Below are 14484 nucleotides of genomic sequence, written 5' to 3'. Positions count from 1 at the left end.
ATCTATTTTGCGGCGCAGTCGCATCAAGACCTTTGTGCCAGTTGCGTAAGTCCTGACACCATAATCTTGTGTTTTATACACTACTTCAAATCTTCAATAGTTCAGATAGTCGCTGGTATAAAATAGCTAATTTATATTATCGTTAGGATGATAGCCAACTTTGATTTATAGTTGCTAATGTTTTCACCGAAAACCTCATATTTAATAAATTATAACGTGCGTAACGTTGATACTTGAACACACAATGTATTACAACTAGTTTTGACTTTCTCAAACTCTCCAATCCCCAATCATAAACCGATAAATTAAATTTGTTTTTTCACCCAATTCCGAAAATTTTTCGTCATCCCCATCACCCCAATTCTTTGACTTTCCTCCAAAAATCGTGCAATTTCAATTAAAGGCAACTTAGCAAAAGTAGACGAATCACTACACTCCACATATTGCCCTTGTTGCAATTGATAAATTCTCAGCACACCTTCTTCATAACGCCAAAGTTCTGATACACCCAAAGAAGCATAAATTTGCAATTTATCCAAAGACGAACTAGTTAAATCAATTTCCACTACTAAATCTGGAGGTGGATCGCTATTCAAGTCAATTTCTGATTTGTTCCTCACTCGTGCTTCGTTCTGGATATAGTAACTACTATCGGGTTCTGCACCCCGCAGCAAATCTTTACGTTTCAGGGTAGTGGAACCAGCAGGAAAAATTTCTAAATTCAACTCTTCCCCAAGCACAAAAATCAGACGTTCAATTAGTCTGTTCCAATACTCATGGGGTAAGAGTGGGGTCATTATTTCCAGTATTCCTTGGTCGTAAGTCAGTCTAGAGGTTCTATCCTCTCCCATATCAGCTATTATGGTTTCAAAAGTCTGCCAGCTAATGTTTTTTAATACAACCATTTGTGCTGAGGGAGTGCGTGTACTTACCATTGCTCGATAAAATGTTAAAGATAAGTTTAGGTTGGGTTTCGCATTTAAATTGTATCTGGATCGATATTTAACTCTCGCAATTTAGCAGCCAATCTTTCTGCTCTACTTAGTGCTAATTCTTTCTGTTGACGTTCAGACTCAGCTTCTTCTTCAGGTGTTGGAATTAAATGTCCTTCAGGGGTAAAAAAACGTAATAAGCCCTGATAAATACCTAGATATAAACCTAGCTGCTGACTCCATAAATACCCTTGATTGTTTGCTTCTAGGGGTTGATAATTGCCGTCTACTAAATGAAAACCAGCGAATTCTAGTGTGTATGGATCGAACCAAAAATAATCGGGTGTGCGGAAGGTATTTTGGTAAAGTTTTTTCTTGAATTCTTTATCAATATTAGCTGTGGATTCAGAGAGAATTTCCAGAATTACATTTGGATATTTGCCATCTTCTTCCCAAACTACCCAACTTTTACGAGCTTTGCGTTCCGTGTCTAGCACAACAAAAAAATCTGGCCCCCGGAAGTCTTCTGATTTACTTTTACTGAAGCTATAGTAAATAGTAAGATTGCCAGCAGCATAGAAATCAGTTCTGTCTCGCCACAACCATTCCAGACATTTGAAAAGTAGGATTATTTGCCGCAGATGCAGTTCAGTTTCCAAAGGAGGCTCATCGCTGTATAAATCACTTGGGGGAAGGATAACATCTTCTGGGATACCTTGGGGAGAGTCTAATTCTTTGGCGAGGGACATGGCTTGGGCATCAGGTATTTATGGGTTTATTTTAACGTTGTCAGTGGAGCGATCGCATTTGCTGCTCTGTTAGGTTGGAAAACCGCATTCCGCATCCGGTAACATCACAATTAGTAAGAGTTTTGACACAAAAACAGTGTTGTAAAATAGAAAGAGTAGGATTCGGAGGACCAGTTCACTGGTCAAAGACGCTTATCGAGACTATTTTCGGTAATCTTCAAGGTTTAAAATCCAGCCAGCTAAAGCAACTACAGCGGCTGTATCACCAACGTATTCCGGGCGATCGCATCACTACACCGGAGTTTGCCCAGCGTTTGGCTGCTATTAGTACAGAAATCAATCAACCTGTATGTACCTATCTCAATCGTCGTGGACAAGTGATCCGCGTTGGGGTTGGTACTCCGCGTCAAACGCAAATTCCACCGTTGGAATTGCCCCGTTACGGTGCGGAACGACTTAGCGGTATCCGTTGTATCGCCACACATTTGAAGTCAGAACCGCCTAATGAAGCGGCACTGACATCTATGGCACTACAACGCCTTGATGCATTAGCGGTAATAAATATTACAGGTACAGGATTTCAAAAACGGGGTGGTGGAGCTACAGGCTACGTTAAAGAAGCATATTTAGCGCATCTGACATCACAAGAGTCCCGCACCCTGATTACCAGTCCCTCTTTAAAGCCAGAAAATGGTAATGTTCCATCCCCAAGTTGGAATGTATCGCCACCAATGAGTCTGGATGCTCTGACCAAACAGGACTTGGTTGATTTAGTTGAAGAACTAGAAGAGGGTTTCCGGCGGGAATTTGTCGCCCAAGAGGTAGACACTGAACACGATCACGTGGTGATAGTTGGAGTTCTGACCGATGATCTGTCATCCCAACAATTCCAAGATATTGTGGCAGAATTGGGGCGGCTGGTAGATACTGCTGGTGGAGAAGTATTACAGACTTTATGGCAGAAGCGATCGCGTATTCATCCCCAAACGGTAGTTGGTGAAGGTAAAGTACAAGAAATAGCCCTCACAGCCCAAACTTTGGGAGCTAATCTTGTAGTTTTTGATCGCGATCTTTCACCTTCCCAAGTCCGTAACCTAGAGACTCAAATTGGTTTGCGAGTCGTTGACCGTACGGAAGTAATTTTGGATATTTTTGCCCAACGCGCCCAATCTCGTGCTGGTAAATTACAAGTAGAATTGGCGCAGTTAGAATATATGCTGCCAAGACTAACTGGGAGAGGACAAGCCATGTCTCGACTTGGTGGTGGTATTGGTACTCGTGGTCCTGGTGAAACTAAATTAGAAACCGAACGCCGTGCTATTAGTCGGCGTATTTCTCGTTTACAACAAGAAGTTAACCAGCTACAGGCCCATCGAGAGCGGTTGCGACAACGACGACAAAATCGAGAAATTCCTTCCGTAGCTTTGGTTGGTTATACAAACGCAGGTAAATCCACCTTATTGAATGCTTTAACAAATGCCGAAGTTTACACCGCCGACCAGCTATTTGCTACCCTTGACCCTACTACACGCCGCTTAGTTGTTCCTCACGCAGCAACTAGTGAACCCCAAGAAATTTTGGTTACAGACACGGTAGGTTTTATCCATGAATTACCAGGATCGTTAATGGATGCTTTCCGCGCTACTTTGGAAGAAGTCACAGAAGCTGATGCTTTGCTACATTTAGTAGACTTATCTCATCCAGCTTGGTTAAGTCATATTCGTTCGGTCAGAGAAATTTTGGCTCAAATGCCAGTCACACCTGGTCCAGCACTGGTCGTTTTTAACAAAATTGACCAAGTTAGTAGTGAGACTTTAGCTCAAGCACGGGAAGAATTTCCCCTAGCGGTGTTTATTTCTGCAAGTAAGCGCTTGGGATTAGAAACTTTACGTCAGCGTCTCGGTCAACTGGTTCAATACGCCACTTCCTCTCGGTAAATACTTAAAAACAATTAATTCAGTGATAAAAATCTTATATAGGGGTGGACAGTTGTTCACCCCTATTTTATCTAATCAAGAGCCAAAAGCATTTTCCGGCGGAGAATTGTTGCTATATAACAGCAAAATAGAAAATAATTTATATGTAAATGCAGAGTCATTTACAAAAATAGAACCACGTAACAACAGTATAGTTTTCTTTCTTAGCCGTTGTATGCATGAAGTTCTCCCTGTAAATTGTAAATCAAAAGCTTTTGCCGATAGTCGTTTTACTATTAATGGCTGGGTACGTAGAGCAATAAATTAGTTAATTATAAATACTCTGATAAGTAAGTCGGTTGGAATAAATCGATCTATGTTAAGCAATGTAAAATTATTGTAATCTATTTCGTAGTAAGGACTTTAGTCCTTACTACAAACCTTTAATTATTTACGCCGTTCTACTTATCGTCTTTGTAATTCAGGAAAGGTGAGTGCCTTTCCTTATTTATTTTCTGGTTAATCAAAAAAGTTATATCTATAGATATCCAGTAAAATCACTGATTTAAATTAACAGAAAATAAAACAAATCTTCAATTTTTCTGGGTTTATTTTTAGATAAAAAACATAGAAATTCCAAATACTTCTGTGAAAATTTATATAGGTATAAAAAACGAGTTACAGAAGAGCTACCCAAACGCCTTTGTAAAACAAAAAAAAGAGGAATAATGTCAACACATTCAAAGTCAACCCTTAGACATTTAGTTGTAGGTTTAGTGACATTTGCCGTAATTGGAACAGGTCTAGTCAGTACTGCTTATGCTGGTAACGGTAATGGTAAAGGTAATGGCAACAATCAAAACCAAGCTACACCAGCACCCACACCATCACCCACACCATCACCCACACCAGCACCCACACCAGCACCAGCTAGCAAGGGTACTATTAGTTTTTCAGCAACAGGAACGAATACTTACGACAAATCTAATGATCCTCTAGCAGCATCAGCTGTCTTTGATTTTTTAGAAAATGGCATATTGTCACTAACTCTGTCTAATACATCTTCTATGGGTATATCAAACCCTTCTGATGTTTTGACAGCAGTCTTCTGGGACTATGATGGCTCTCCCCTAAACTTATCGTTGTTGTCAGCTACAGCTTCAACTTTAGTTAGTGGCTCTTCTACTGTTGGAAACAATGTTGATCTTCTTGGCTCTCTAAATGAATGGAAGTTACCAAACACTAGCAATACCAGTGGACTACCTGGTATCACTCAAGATTATGGTATTGGTACTGCTGGTTTGGGTATTTTCCAAGGTGGTGGTGGACAACAATTCAATTACGGCATTATCAGTGATTACTCTGACGATGCAAACAAAGCTGTCAAAGATGGAACTTTTGTTAAAGGTTCCGCCACGTTCCTTTTATCAGAGCTGACTTCCGACTTTGATATAACCAAGATTGGTAACATCCGCTTCCAGTACGGTACATCGTTAAGCGAAACTAGTTTAACGCCGACACCTACTCCGACACCTACTCCGACACCTACTCCGACACCAGCACCGACACCAGCGCCGACACCAGCACCGACACCAGCACCGACACCAGCACCGACACCAGCACCGACAACTTATTACCAACCTACTCCGCCTGAATCTACACCTAAAAAAGTGCCTGAACCTGCTTTGGCTACAGCATTGGGACTATTTGCTTTAGGTGCTTTGAGAAAAGGACAAAAGTTCAAAAAACCCGCCTGTGATTAAATTTATTTGAGTCGTCTGAAGACGACTTGTGCTATTGGCTAAGGGTTAAAACCCAAGCGCGGTATATTGAAAAAATTGAGATGCTCCCCCCTCCACACTTGGAATGCGGTAAGGAGGATGTCAAACTAAGGCTTGGAGGTACAACACAGCTAGCTGTCCTTCTGGGCCAATTTTTTTTCGCCTCATTCTTTCCAAGCAACACCAACTTGTCTTACTACTTCCAAAAACCTCTCCACCGTTGCAGATGTATTGTCGCGTCGCCAAATCATCGCCAGCGCTATCTTGGGTGTTGGTTCTTGCATTGGTTTATAAATTACCCCAGTTCTTTGCAAATGTTGCAGCGACTCCGGTACGATCGCCACACCCATCTCTGCTGCAACTAAACTCACAATTGTTTGCATCTGAATTGCTTCTTGGGCAACGGTAGGACTAAAATTGGCTTGCTGGCAAAAACTAATTATTGAGTCGTACACTCCAGGGGCTAAGGGACGAGGAAACAAAATGAAGGGTTCACCTTGGAGTGAAAACAACGATATACTCGATTGATTAGCTAGTGCATGAGTTTCTGGTAACGCCACCACTAATGATTCGTAAAAAATAACTTCCCAGCAAAATGTATCTTCTTCTACTGGTGGACGCACAAATCCAACATCTATTCGGTTATCTCGCAACCATTGTAATTGTTGATCTGTAGTCAATTCATGCAATTCTAGATTGACATCTGGGATGCAACTACGAAATGTCCGCATAATAGTTGGCAAAATATTATACGCAGCAGAACTGACAAAGCCAACTACAACTTGTCCGCCTAAACCACGACTGATTTGTCTCCCCAATTGCACCGCTTGTTCTAGCTGCTTGAGAATTTGTTGAACTTCGCCTAAAAACACCTGTCCAGCTGTGGTTAACTGCACAGTTCTTTTGGTGCGGTGAAACAATTGAAAGCCCAACTCTACTTCTAACTGACGAATTTGTTGACTTAGAGGAGGTTGGGCGATATGTAAGCGTTCCGCCGCTCGTCCAAAATGCAATTCCTCAGCTAATGTTACAAAGTATCGTAAGTGTCGCAGTTCCATTCATTAAATGACTCGGTCAACTTGTTTCAACAACGCTTCTAGGGTGGAGGAATTATCTAAGACTACATCAGCACGCGCGGCTTTGTCGGCGATTGGGATTTGACTGTGAATTCTCGCTTGTGCTTGCTCGAAAGTGAGATTGTTTCTTTGCATTAATCTTGCTAATTGCTGTTGCTGGGAACAACACACGACCCAAATTTCTGTGACTAAATCAGTCATTCCAGCTTCAAATAATAAAGGCACAACTAATACTAGTATTTTTGCGGTAGATGCTTGAATTTCGGCTAAAAAGCGATCGCGTACGTAAGGATGAATCAAATTCTCTACCCAAGCGCGTTCATCAGGATGATGAAAGATGATTTCACCTAATTTTTGACGATTGAGATCACCATTTGGTAGTAAAATTTGATTACCGTAATGAATGGCGATCGCGTCGAGAATAGGTGAACCAACACAAACAGCTTGTCGGGCATAAATATCCGCATCCAAAGTTGGCAAATCATAAGCATCTGCCAAGTAATTGGCAACTGTTGTCTTGCCTGTAGCAATACCACCTGTTAAGCCAATGATTTTTTTGGTCATTTGTCATTTGTCATTTGTCATTGGTTAATTTGAAATTCTCTGGACTATTGACTATGACTATTGACTCTGGACTATTGACTATGAATTGGTTGCCCATTGAATTAGCGCTTGTGTTAAACCTTCTAGTGTATATTCTTGGGCTTCGACATCTACGCGTCCAAACAGAGAACGACAAGTGTTTGATGTCTGAGGGCCAATAGAAGCGATACAAACTCCTTCTAAAGAATCAGCTACTACAGATAATTGACTTTGTGATGAGTGACCAGAGAAGATTTTTTCTGCCAGTTGATAGAAAAATTGCACTGTTTTGGAACTGGCAAAGGTGATCACATCAACAGTACCACTCTGTAAAGCTAGTTCTGCTGAGGGAGGAACACTATTCGGACAGCAAGATTGATATGCTGGAACTTCAATCACTTCTGCACCTTTGGCGGTTAGTTCTCGAATCAAAATTTCTCGTCCACCGCTTTCGACTCTGGGAAATAAAATTTTCTTACCTGTGAGATCTTCAGGAAAGTGTTCGACTAAGGAGTCAGCAACAAAGTCTGGTGGGATGAAATCAGGTTGTAAACAATGTTGTCTGAGGGTTTGGGCAGTTTTTTCACCAACTGCGGCAATTTTGACTTCTGCCAAGGCGCGAATGTCTTTACCCTGGGCCAGGAGTCGTTCGCAGAAGTAGCCTACACCGTTGCTAGAAGTCAGAATTAACCAGTCAAACTCAGATAAGCGAGCGATCGCCTGATCTAAAACTTCCCAACTAGAAGGCGGGCCAATTTCCAAGGCAGGCATTTCCACAACATAAGCGCCTGCTGCTATTAAAAGTTCTGCAAATTGACTTGACTGTCCAACTGAACGTGTTACCAGAATCGTTTTACCGTTGAGAGGTAAGTGGGAATTTGTGGGAACGGCAATAGAGCCAGAGGAGGAGAGGTTGCTTGCCATAGTGTTTGAGAGTAGTGCATTCTGGGAATGTCTAAGTCTATATTCTCAGGTTGTTAGTTTCTGCGTAACCCCACCACTTCCCCAATTACAATTACCACTGGTGAAAGTAAAATTTCAGACGTTTGCTCCACAATGGTTTCGAGTGTTCCTATCCAAATTTGTTGTTTTTTAGTTCCTGCCCAGAGAATAATCGCGATTGGTGTAGATGGCGATCGCCCCTGTTGTTGTAGAAGATTTTCAACTTTATAAAAGTTATTAAATATGTTAAGTAATGTTATAATAATGCAAGATTTTCTCAATTAACCAACTAAGTAGTCAGACGGAATTAATTACAAAAAATTAGACTTGAAACGCTTACCTAGCCGAGAACTCATCTGTAAGTATTTTTGTCCGGTTACTTATTTTCTTTCGTTTCAGGATTTGGCTAAAATCAGTCATTTTCGATATGCTAAAATATTTGAATAGGCTGGCTATTTTATGTAAATTTTTTGAATCTTGTGATTCTAGCTAGTTTTCGCCTCAAAAATTAAGCATTATTTTGTGCCGAATAAATTTTTTGTAGCAACTGTTGAATTTTTTCAGCTTTATCAACCAGGCGCTGTTTTTGAAATAAAGCTTCGGCTTGTTGCAAGACTGTAACTGCTTGCTGGGGTTTTTGTTGTTGCATCAAAGCTTGAGCTAGGCGTAAATAAGCATCAACTTTTTTCGGAGCGCGTTCAATCACATCTTGAAATTCAGTAATTGCTGCTTCAACCTTGCCTTGCTGCATAAGTGCATCACCTAACAATAAATGCACAACATCGTTAGTAGAGTTAATCGCGATTACCTGACGAAAAGCTGCTTCTGCACCTGAAAAATCTTTTTGCTGATAAAGTGTGATTCCTGTTTGGAAATGTTTGTCAGTGATGATAGTTCTGATAGCCAAATAAATTAAAGTAGACAGACTGATTAAGACTATAAATACAGCTATGAAGTTATTGGTTTGAAATAATTCCATCTTTTTTGCTCTACCTATCCTAGTTTGGGTATATAGTCCTCGCAAACTAGTTTATACTGTGGTACTCATGATTGGAATTTTAATGATAAACTCAGTTCCTCTACTTGGTTGAGAATTAACTGCTAATTCACCATTGTGTTTGTCTACAACTATTTGATAGGCTATCGATAAGCCAAGTCCCGTACCTTTACCAACAGGTTTTGTAGTAAATAAAGGCTCAAACAACCGTTGTTGGACAGATTCTGGAACACCCATTCCATTGTCAGCAATCCTAATCACAACCCATTGCTCAGAATCTACCTCTGTGAGAATTTGAATTTGAGGAATAGGATCGCTAATTTTATCTTGCGCGATCGCTTCATCAATGGCGTCAATTGCATTTGCCAGAATGTTCATAAATACTTGATTCATCTGCCCAACATAGCAATCTACCTCTGGCAATGCACCATAAGTTTTGCTGACTTCGATGTGGGGGCGATCGCCATTATCCTTGAGGCGATGTTGTAAAATCATCAACGTACTATCAAGTCCTTCGTGCAAATCCGCAGGCATTTTGACATCGCTATCTGAACGACAGAAACTACGGAGTGATGTAGAAATTTTCTCAATACGTTGAGATCCTACCTTGAGTGATTCTAAGATTTTGACCATATCTTCGAGAACGAATTCCAAATCCAGTCTTTTAATAGCAGTGGTGATTCTGCTTGTCGGGTTGGGATACTCTTGTTGATATAGTTGGATAATTTCACTAACTCCGGCGATGTATTCTTCTAAAGGCGGGAGATTGTTAGCGATAAAACTGATGGGATTATTCATTTCGTGGGCAACACCAGCAATTAACTCTCCTAAAGTTGATAGTTTTTCTTGTTGCACCAATTGTACTTGAGCTGTTTGCAAAGCAACAGTGCGATCGCTGACTTGTTGTTCTAAAGATTCGGTCAATTGTTTGAGCTGCAAATGCACACGCACCCTAGCAATCACTTCCTCCTGGGCAAAGGGTTTGGGAATATAGTCTACAGCACCCAAAGCAAATCCCTTTGTTTTGCTTTCGACATCACTTAAAGCAGTAGTGAAAATCACCGGAATGTTTTGAGTCACAGGATTGGCTTTGAGGCGACGACAGGTTTCAAATCCGTCAATACCAGGCATTTGTACATCCAGTAAAATTAACTCTGGTTGATGACGTTCGACTTGGGCGATCGCACTTTCTCCATCGACTGCAACACGGAAACGAAATCCCTCACTATTGAGTGCTTCACACAAAACAGACAAATTTGTGGGATTATCATCCACAATCAAAATAAATCCAGTATTTAAAGTAGTTACCATAGTGCATTGAATAATAAAATTTACCTCTAATTATTTACCTTTAATTCACTAAGCGAGTGGAAATAAACTAAGCACGCAAGTTACGAAAAGCCAACACTTACCAAACCTTTACTAATCACAAATCACATAGACGCGCCTTCTTCGGCTTCAAGGTAGAGTATGACAAATGACGAACTTAATTAATGTGTTGTTGAATAAAACTTTCTAAACGTTTGAGTTGAAAATTGCTAGCAAGCTGGATGATTTGCTGAGTAAAAGCTGTCAAATTATCATCAAATGCAGAAACTTGTGCAGCCATTTCTAAAATTCCTTGAATGTCGCCGTCTTGTGAAAGTTCAAGTAACTTTTGTAAAACATCGTTGCTAGGAGGAATCACATCAGCTGGAACATCCAGACTCACTGCATTAGTTTTTTTAATGTTCTGTGTATTGCTTTCATAACTCCATTCCAATTGCAAATATTGTCGCAGCATTTCCAGCAGCGCGTCGGCTTCTACAGGCTTTGGCAGAAAAGCATCCGCGCCTGCATCAATACTGTTGTACTGATCTGCTGCAAACACACTAGCAGAGGAAGCGATCACAGGAATCTCTTGGAAAGTTGAAGACTGACGCAAACGTTTGATGAACTCAAATCCATCCATTGTTGGCATGACTAAATCGGTAATCATCAAGTCTGGTTTGTGAGCGATCGCTTGTTTCCATCCTTCCTGTCCGTGACTAGCTTCGACAACAGTAAATCCAACTGGTTCCAGTAAATTGACAATTACTGATCGGTTTTCCCATCTGTCATCTACAATCAGGATGGTACGTCTTTGCCCTTCATAACCAATTATCGTTCGCTGATCATTGATTCTGGCAACCTTTGCCCAATCTCTGGCTTCTGTTAACTGCACCTCAAACCAGAAAGTGCTACCTTTGCCGAACTCACTTTGCACCTGAATCTGACTACCCATTAACCCCACAATTTTTTGGCTGATAGCTAATCCCAAGCCTGTACCTTCAGTTTGTCGTTTCTGATTTCCCGCTTGCTCAAAAGGCAAAAAGATTTTCTCGATTTGCTCAGAGTTGATACCTACGCCTGTATCTTTTACCTCAAAGCGAATTTTGTAGTTTGTCCTTTGTTCTTCCTCTTGACTAATGACTTCTACTTTGAAAGTTACGCTACCTTGATGAGTAAATTTAATCGCATTACCAAGCAAGTTAATCAGCACTTGACGCAAGCGTTTTTCGTCAGCACGAATCCCCGTTGGTAAATCAGGATCAAGTTGGATGTGAAACCCAATCACCTTCTGTTCTGCTCGGATGCGAGAAATTTCAATTACACTGTCTATAAACGCAGGTAAGTAAAAATCAATCGGATTCAATTCCAGCTTACGGGCTTCGATTTTAGAGAGATCTAGGATATCATTAATCAGGGTTAACAGATGGGAAGCGCATTGATAAATGATTCCAACTCCTTTGCTTCCTTTCTCAGTTAATGGTTCCGTACGTTGAAGAATCTGGGTGTAGCCTAAGATCCCGTTGAGTGGTGTACGTAGCTCATGACTCATATTAGCAAGAAATTCACTCTTGGCTTGGCTGGAGTTTTTAGCAATTTCCTCTGCCTGGCGTAGTTCTTGTTCAATACGCTTGCGTTCTATAATTTCACTGCTGAGTGTTCGATTGATAGCTTCTAACTGAGCAGGACTAGGTAATGCCAAAGCTTGAGGAATAAGATAAACTAATGCAAATGCTGTATAAATTGAAATAATCGCAGTGACAGCCTTGAGACTACCTGCAATCCAATAATCAGGATGCCAAAGCGTCCAAATATCCATTAAGTGTCCAGTACCACAAGCAATGATAAAAGCACCAAACAATAAAAAGACTCCGTTAAAAGGAACATCCTTGCGCTTGAAAATAAAGTAAAGCAGTGAGAACGGAATAGAATAATACGCAATAGCGATTGTTCCATCAGAAATAATGTGGAGCCAAACTAGTCCAGTTTTCCACAGATAACAATGTCCGTGGGGAATAAAACCACTTGTGTAGAAAGAATGATTGAAAAATGCCAGCATAAAACTAGAGTTTACTTGATTCTGGAATAAATGCCTATAACTCTAGTATTCCCATAATTTCCAACAAGGAAGCGCGATCGCATTATTTTGACACTTAGATGAATTTTTCCGCAAGTTATGAATGTACTAGAAAAGATAGTGTACTGCTGGCGATCGCATTTAAAACTAAACTAGGCTAAAAGACAAGCCATCGTAAAAATTAGATACTCGATAAAAAACAGCTTCCAAATAAATTGATAAAAACGCGCAATAGCACTTTTATCTTGCAAATCTACACCCCAACTTTGCCACCACATTACACCCAGCGCGACTAAATGAGTAATAACTAAAAATACAGAATTAACTTCTGCTAGATGCAGCAACCCAATTAAAATCATGCCTATATAACATACACTTAGTACCCAAAGGGCAAGATTAAATACTGCTTGCTTACCAAGTTGAATGGTAAAAGTAGTGATATTATATTGCAAGTCGCCTTCCATATCAGGGATGTCCTTGAAGATAGCGATCGCAAACGTAAATACCAACACAAATATAGTTAATACCCATACTGCGGCTGGAATTACTGGAATTACTATCATCAAACTATTTTGTTTCAACACCCAATTAAAATGTAAAAACAATCCCAAATTAACAATTGCTCCCCGCACAGAAAAAATACATAAAGCTGCCCAAAAAGGAAACCTTTTCAAACGGATTGGTGGTAAAGAATAGGCTGTACCAATAGCTAAACTTATTGCCACCATTCCAAACAAAAATTGTCCACCTAACCAAGCAATTACCAACGCCAAAATGCCAGTAATTCCTACAATTATTTGACCTGTTTGTTGAGAAAATTCTCCGGCAGCAATCGGCAAATGTGGTTTATTAATCTGATCAATTGCCACATCTTCGAGTTGATTCAAACCCACAATATAAACATTGCCACACAGACAAGCAAACCATGCTAGCAAAATAGGTAATGGAGAAAAACTGCTATTTGCCAGAGCAAAGGCAATTAAATATAACCCCAATACACTTAAACTTGTACCAATAATTGTATGCGGGCGAGAAAATTTCCAAAAAGCATATAGCCAACTGCTTTGAAAAGCTGATTGTGAAATTTGATTCATGTTATTTGTTGTTTTTTGGTAGTTAGTGGTTGTTTGTGGTTGTTAGTTAGTGGTTGCTTGTCTCCCCAATCCCTTCTCCCCACATAACAATCCAAATCTAATTAACCCACGCTCGTAACCGTGACGCATCAATCCCAACGACAACGCGCCGACAATCGTACTCCAACCGGATCGCACTAACCCAAATATTGCTTTCGGAGTGAAAGCTGAATCAATCACCATATTCCAAAAAGGTGCTACTGCTTGTGACCAATCAGCAGTACGGATATTTTGTAAGCCTAATTGCAGAGCGATCGCTTCATACTCCGGCAAAGAAATCACATAGGGTAAACAATATACCTGATAAATTTTTGTTAAATGCTGCTGTTCATCATCCGTCAGTGGGGAATTCTCCGTAGGACGATGACACCAAGTCACCATGATTAATTTTCCACCAGGTTTGAGTACCCGATAACACTCTTGCATAAACTTGGTTTTGTCGGGCATGTGTTCGCCACTTTCTAGCGACCATACCAAGTCAAAAGAATTGTCAGCAAAGGGCATTTCTAGAGCATTTGCCACTTGAAAATTCGTCCGGCTACCTAAATTAACCTCATCAGCCCTTTCCTTCGCTCTAGCAGCTTGTACAGGACTCAAAGTAATACCAGTTGCTTGAGCATGGAACTTGGTTGCTAAGTATAAGGAACTACCACCAATTCCACAACCAACATCCAAGATGTTCGCAGCTTGTTGTACATCTGCCCAATTGAGGATTTCTTCAATTAAATCAATTTGTGCCTGACGACGGTTTTTTTTCTCTCTACCATCTGCACCATAGTAACCATGGTGCATATGTTCGCCCCATATTTCTTCCCATAAACCAGAAGATGCATCGTAAAATTGCTGAATTTGTTTGTAAAGAGTTGCGCTCATGGAAAAGCAGGATCAAAACACACATACAAAGTAGGCTACCATGTGTGTTTTTATTTAAAGTAGGGATTTTTGTTGTGAGGCAGTTACAACCCTACACGCAATTCCTAAATCTGTTTGT

At 40.5% G+C, this 14484-nt stretch carries 14 protein-coding genes; 3 read left to right on the top strand and 11 right to left on the bottom strand.

Annotation, left to right across the window (positions count from 1 at the left end):
- Positions 1-305: 305 nt before the first annotated feature.
- Both AC5JMK_RS29150 and AC5JMK_RS29145 read right to left on the bottom strand, forming a co-directional pair.
- Positions 306-935, bottom strand: a complete 630-nt coding sequence (locus AC5JMK_RS29150) for a Uma2 family endonuclease (protein WP_495911605.1) — start codon at positions 933-935, stop codon at positions 306-308.
- A 44-nt stretch (positions 936-979) separates the two neighbouring features.
- The gene (locus AC5JMK_RS29145) at positions 980-1681 is read right to left on the bottom strand and encodes a Uma2 family endonuclease (protein ID WP_096673506.1); all 702 of its coding nucleotides are present in this window, start codon (positions 1679-1681) and stop codon (positions 980-982) included.
- A gap of 194 nt (positions 1682-1875) precedes the next feature.
- On the opposite strand from AC5JMK_RS29145, the gene hflX reads away from it, so the two are divergent.
- The 3 genes from hflX (at position 1876) to AC5JMK_RS29130 (ending at position 5360) form a co-directional block, all read left to right on the top strand.
- A complete protein-coding gene (gene hflX, locus AC5JMK_RS29140; protein WP_495911607.1) occupies positions 1876-3618 on the top strand; it encodes a GTPase HflX in 1743 nt (580 codons plus the stop codon).
- A 52-nt stretch (positions 3619-3670) separates the two neighbouring features.
- Complete coding sequence (locus AC5JMK_RS29135) at positions 3671-3925, top strand: 2OG-Fe(II) oxygenase (protein ID WP_495911604.1); 255 nt, start codon at positions 3671-3673, stop codon at positions 3923-3925.
- Between the two features lie 400 nt (positions 3926-4325).
- Positions 4326-5360, top strand: coding sequence for an XDD4 family exosortase-dependent surface protein (locus tag AC5JMK_RS29130; RefSeq protein WP_495911603.1), 1035 nt, complete (start codon positions 4326-4328; stop codon positions 5358-5360).
- A gap of 182 nt (positions 5361-5542) precedes the next feature.
- Here the strand turns inward: AC5JMK_RS29130 and AC5JMK_RS29125 are convergent, their stop codons facing one another.
- From AC5JMK_RS29125 to AC5JMK_RS29085, 9 genes are all read right to left on the bottom strand, one after another.
- The gene (locus tag AC5JMK_RS29125; protein ID WP_096673510.1) at positions 5543-6436 is read right to left on the bottom strand and encodes a LysR family transcriptional regulator; all 894 of its coding nucleotides are present in this window, start codon (positions 6434-6436) and stop codon (positions 5543-5545) included.
- A 3-nt stretch (positions 6437-6439) separates the two neighbouring features.
- Positions 6440-7018: a dephospho-CoA kinase gene (gene coaE / locus AC5JMK_RS29120; RefSeq protein ID WP_495911602.1), complete on the bottom strand. Its 579-nt coding sequence runs from the start codon at positions 7016-7018 to the stop codon at positions 6440-6442.
- 78 nt (positions 7019-7096) lie between these two features.
- Complete coding sequence (locus tag AC5JMK_RS29115; RefSeq protein WP_096673513.1) at positions 7097-7960, bottom strand: uroporphyrinogen-III synthase; 864 nt, start codon at positions 7958-7960, stop codon at positions 7097-7099.
- A gap of 53 nt (positions 7961-8013) precedes the next feature.
- Positions 8014-8259 (bottom strand): hypothetical protein, encoded by a 246-nt coding sequence (locus tag AC5JMK_RS29110; RefSeq protein ID WP_495911601.1) that lies wholly within the window; start codon positions 8257-8259, stop codon positions 8014-8016.
- 227 nt (positions 8260-8486) lie between these two features.
- Positions 8487-8957, bottom strand: a complete 471-nt coding sequence (locus tag AC5JMK_RS29105; protein ID WP_096673515.1) for a tetratricopeptide repeat protein — start codon at positions 8955-8957, stop codon at positions 8487-8489.
- A gap of 51 nt (positions 8958-9008) precedes the next feature.
- The gene (locus AC5JMK_RS29100; protein ID WP_096673517.1) at positions 9009-10286 is read right to left on the bottom strand and encodes a sensor histidine kinase; all 1278 of its coding nucleotides are present in this window, start codon (positions 10284-10286) and stop codon (positions 9009-9011) included.
- A 175-nt stretch (positions 10287-10461) separates the two neighbouring features.
- Positions 10462-12342 (bottom strand): ATP-binding protein, encoded by a 1881-nt coding sequence (locus tag AC5JMK_RS29095; RefSeq protein WP_096673519.1) that lies wholly within the window; start codon positions 12340-12342, stop codon positions 10462-10464.
- 170 nt (positions 12343-12512) lie between these two features.
- Positions 12513-13454, bottom strand: a complete 942-nt coding sequence (locus tag AC5JMK_RS29090; RefSeq protein ID WP_495911600.1) for a homogentisate phytyltransferase — start codon at positions 13452-13454, stop codon at positions 12513-12515.
- Between the two features lie 42 nt (positions 13455-13496).
- Entirely contained in the window at positions 13497-14366 is an 870-nt protein-coding gene (locus tag AC5JMK_RS29085) for a methyltransferase domain-containing protein (RefSeq protein ID WP_096673523.1), read from the bottom strand.
- Positions 14367-14484: the final 118 nt, after the last annotated feature.

Source organism: Pelatocladus sp., assembly GCF_059505505.1.
Note: the sequence above shows the minus strand (reverse complement) of the source record. Positions and strands in the feature narration are given on the sequence as shown.

Coding starts and splice junctions, on each gene's coding strand:
- AC5JMK_RS29130 (WP_495911603.1), top strand. CDS start 4,326: ATGTCAACACATTCAAAGTCAACCCTTAGACATTTAGTTGTAGGTTTA.
- AC5JMK_RS29095 (WP_096673519.1), bottom strand. CDS start 12,342: ATGCTGGCATTTTTCAATCATTCTTTCTACACAAGTGGTTTTATTCCC.
- AC5JMK_RS29090 (WP_495911600.1), bottom strand. CDS start 13,454: ATGAATCAAATTTCACAATCAGCTTTTCAAAGCAGTTGGCTATATGCT.
- AC5JMK_RS29150 (WP_495911605.1), bottom strand. CDS start 935: ATGGTAAGTACACGCACTCCCTCAGCACAAATGGTTGTATTAAAAAAC.
- AC5JMK_RS29115 (WP_096673513.1), bottom strand. CDS start 7,960: ATGGCAAGCAACCTCTCCTCCTCTGGCTCTATTGCCGTTCCCACAAAT.
- AC5JMK_RS29145 (WP_096673506.1), bottom strand. CDS start 1,681: ATGTCCCTCGCCAAAGAATTAGACTCTCCCCAAGGTATCCCAGAAGAT.
- AC5JMK_RS29085 (WP_096673523.1), bottom strand. CDS start 14,366: ATGAGCGCAACTCTTTACAAACAAATTCAGCAATTTTACGATGCATCT.
- AC5JMK_RS29125 (WP_096673510.1), bottom strand. CDS start 6,436: ATGGAACTGCGACACTTACGATACTTTGTAACATTAGCTGAGGAATTG.
- AC5JMK_RS29100 (WP_096673517.1), bottom strand. CDS start 10,286: ATGGTAACTACTTTAAATACTGGATTTATTTTGATTGTGGATGATAAT.
- coaE (WP_495911602.1), bottom strand. CDS start 7,018: ATGACCAAAAAAATCATTGGCTTAACAGGTGGTATTGCTACAGGCAAG.
- AC5JMK_RS29105 (WP_096673515.1), bottom strand. CDS start 8,957: ATGGAATTATTTCAAACCAATAACTTCATAGCTGTATTTATAGTCTTA.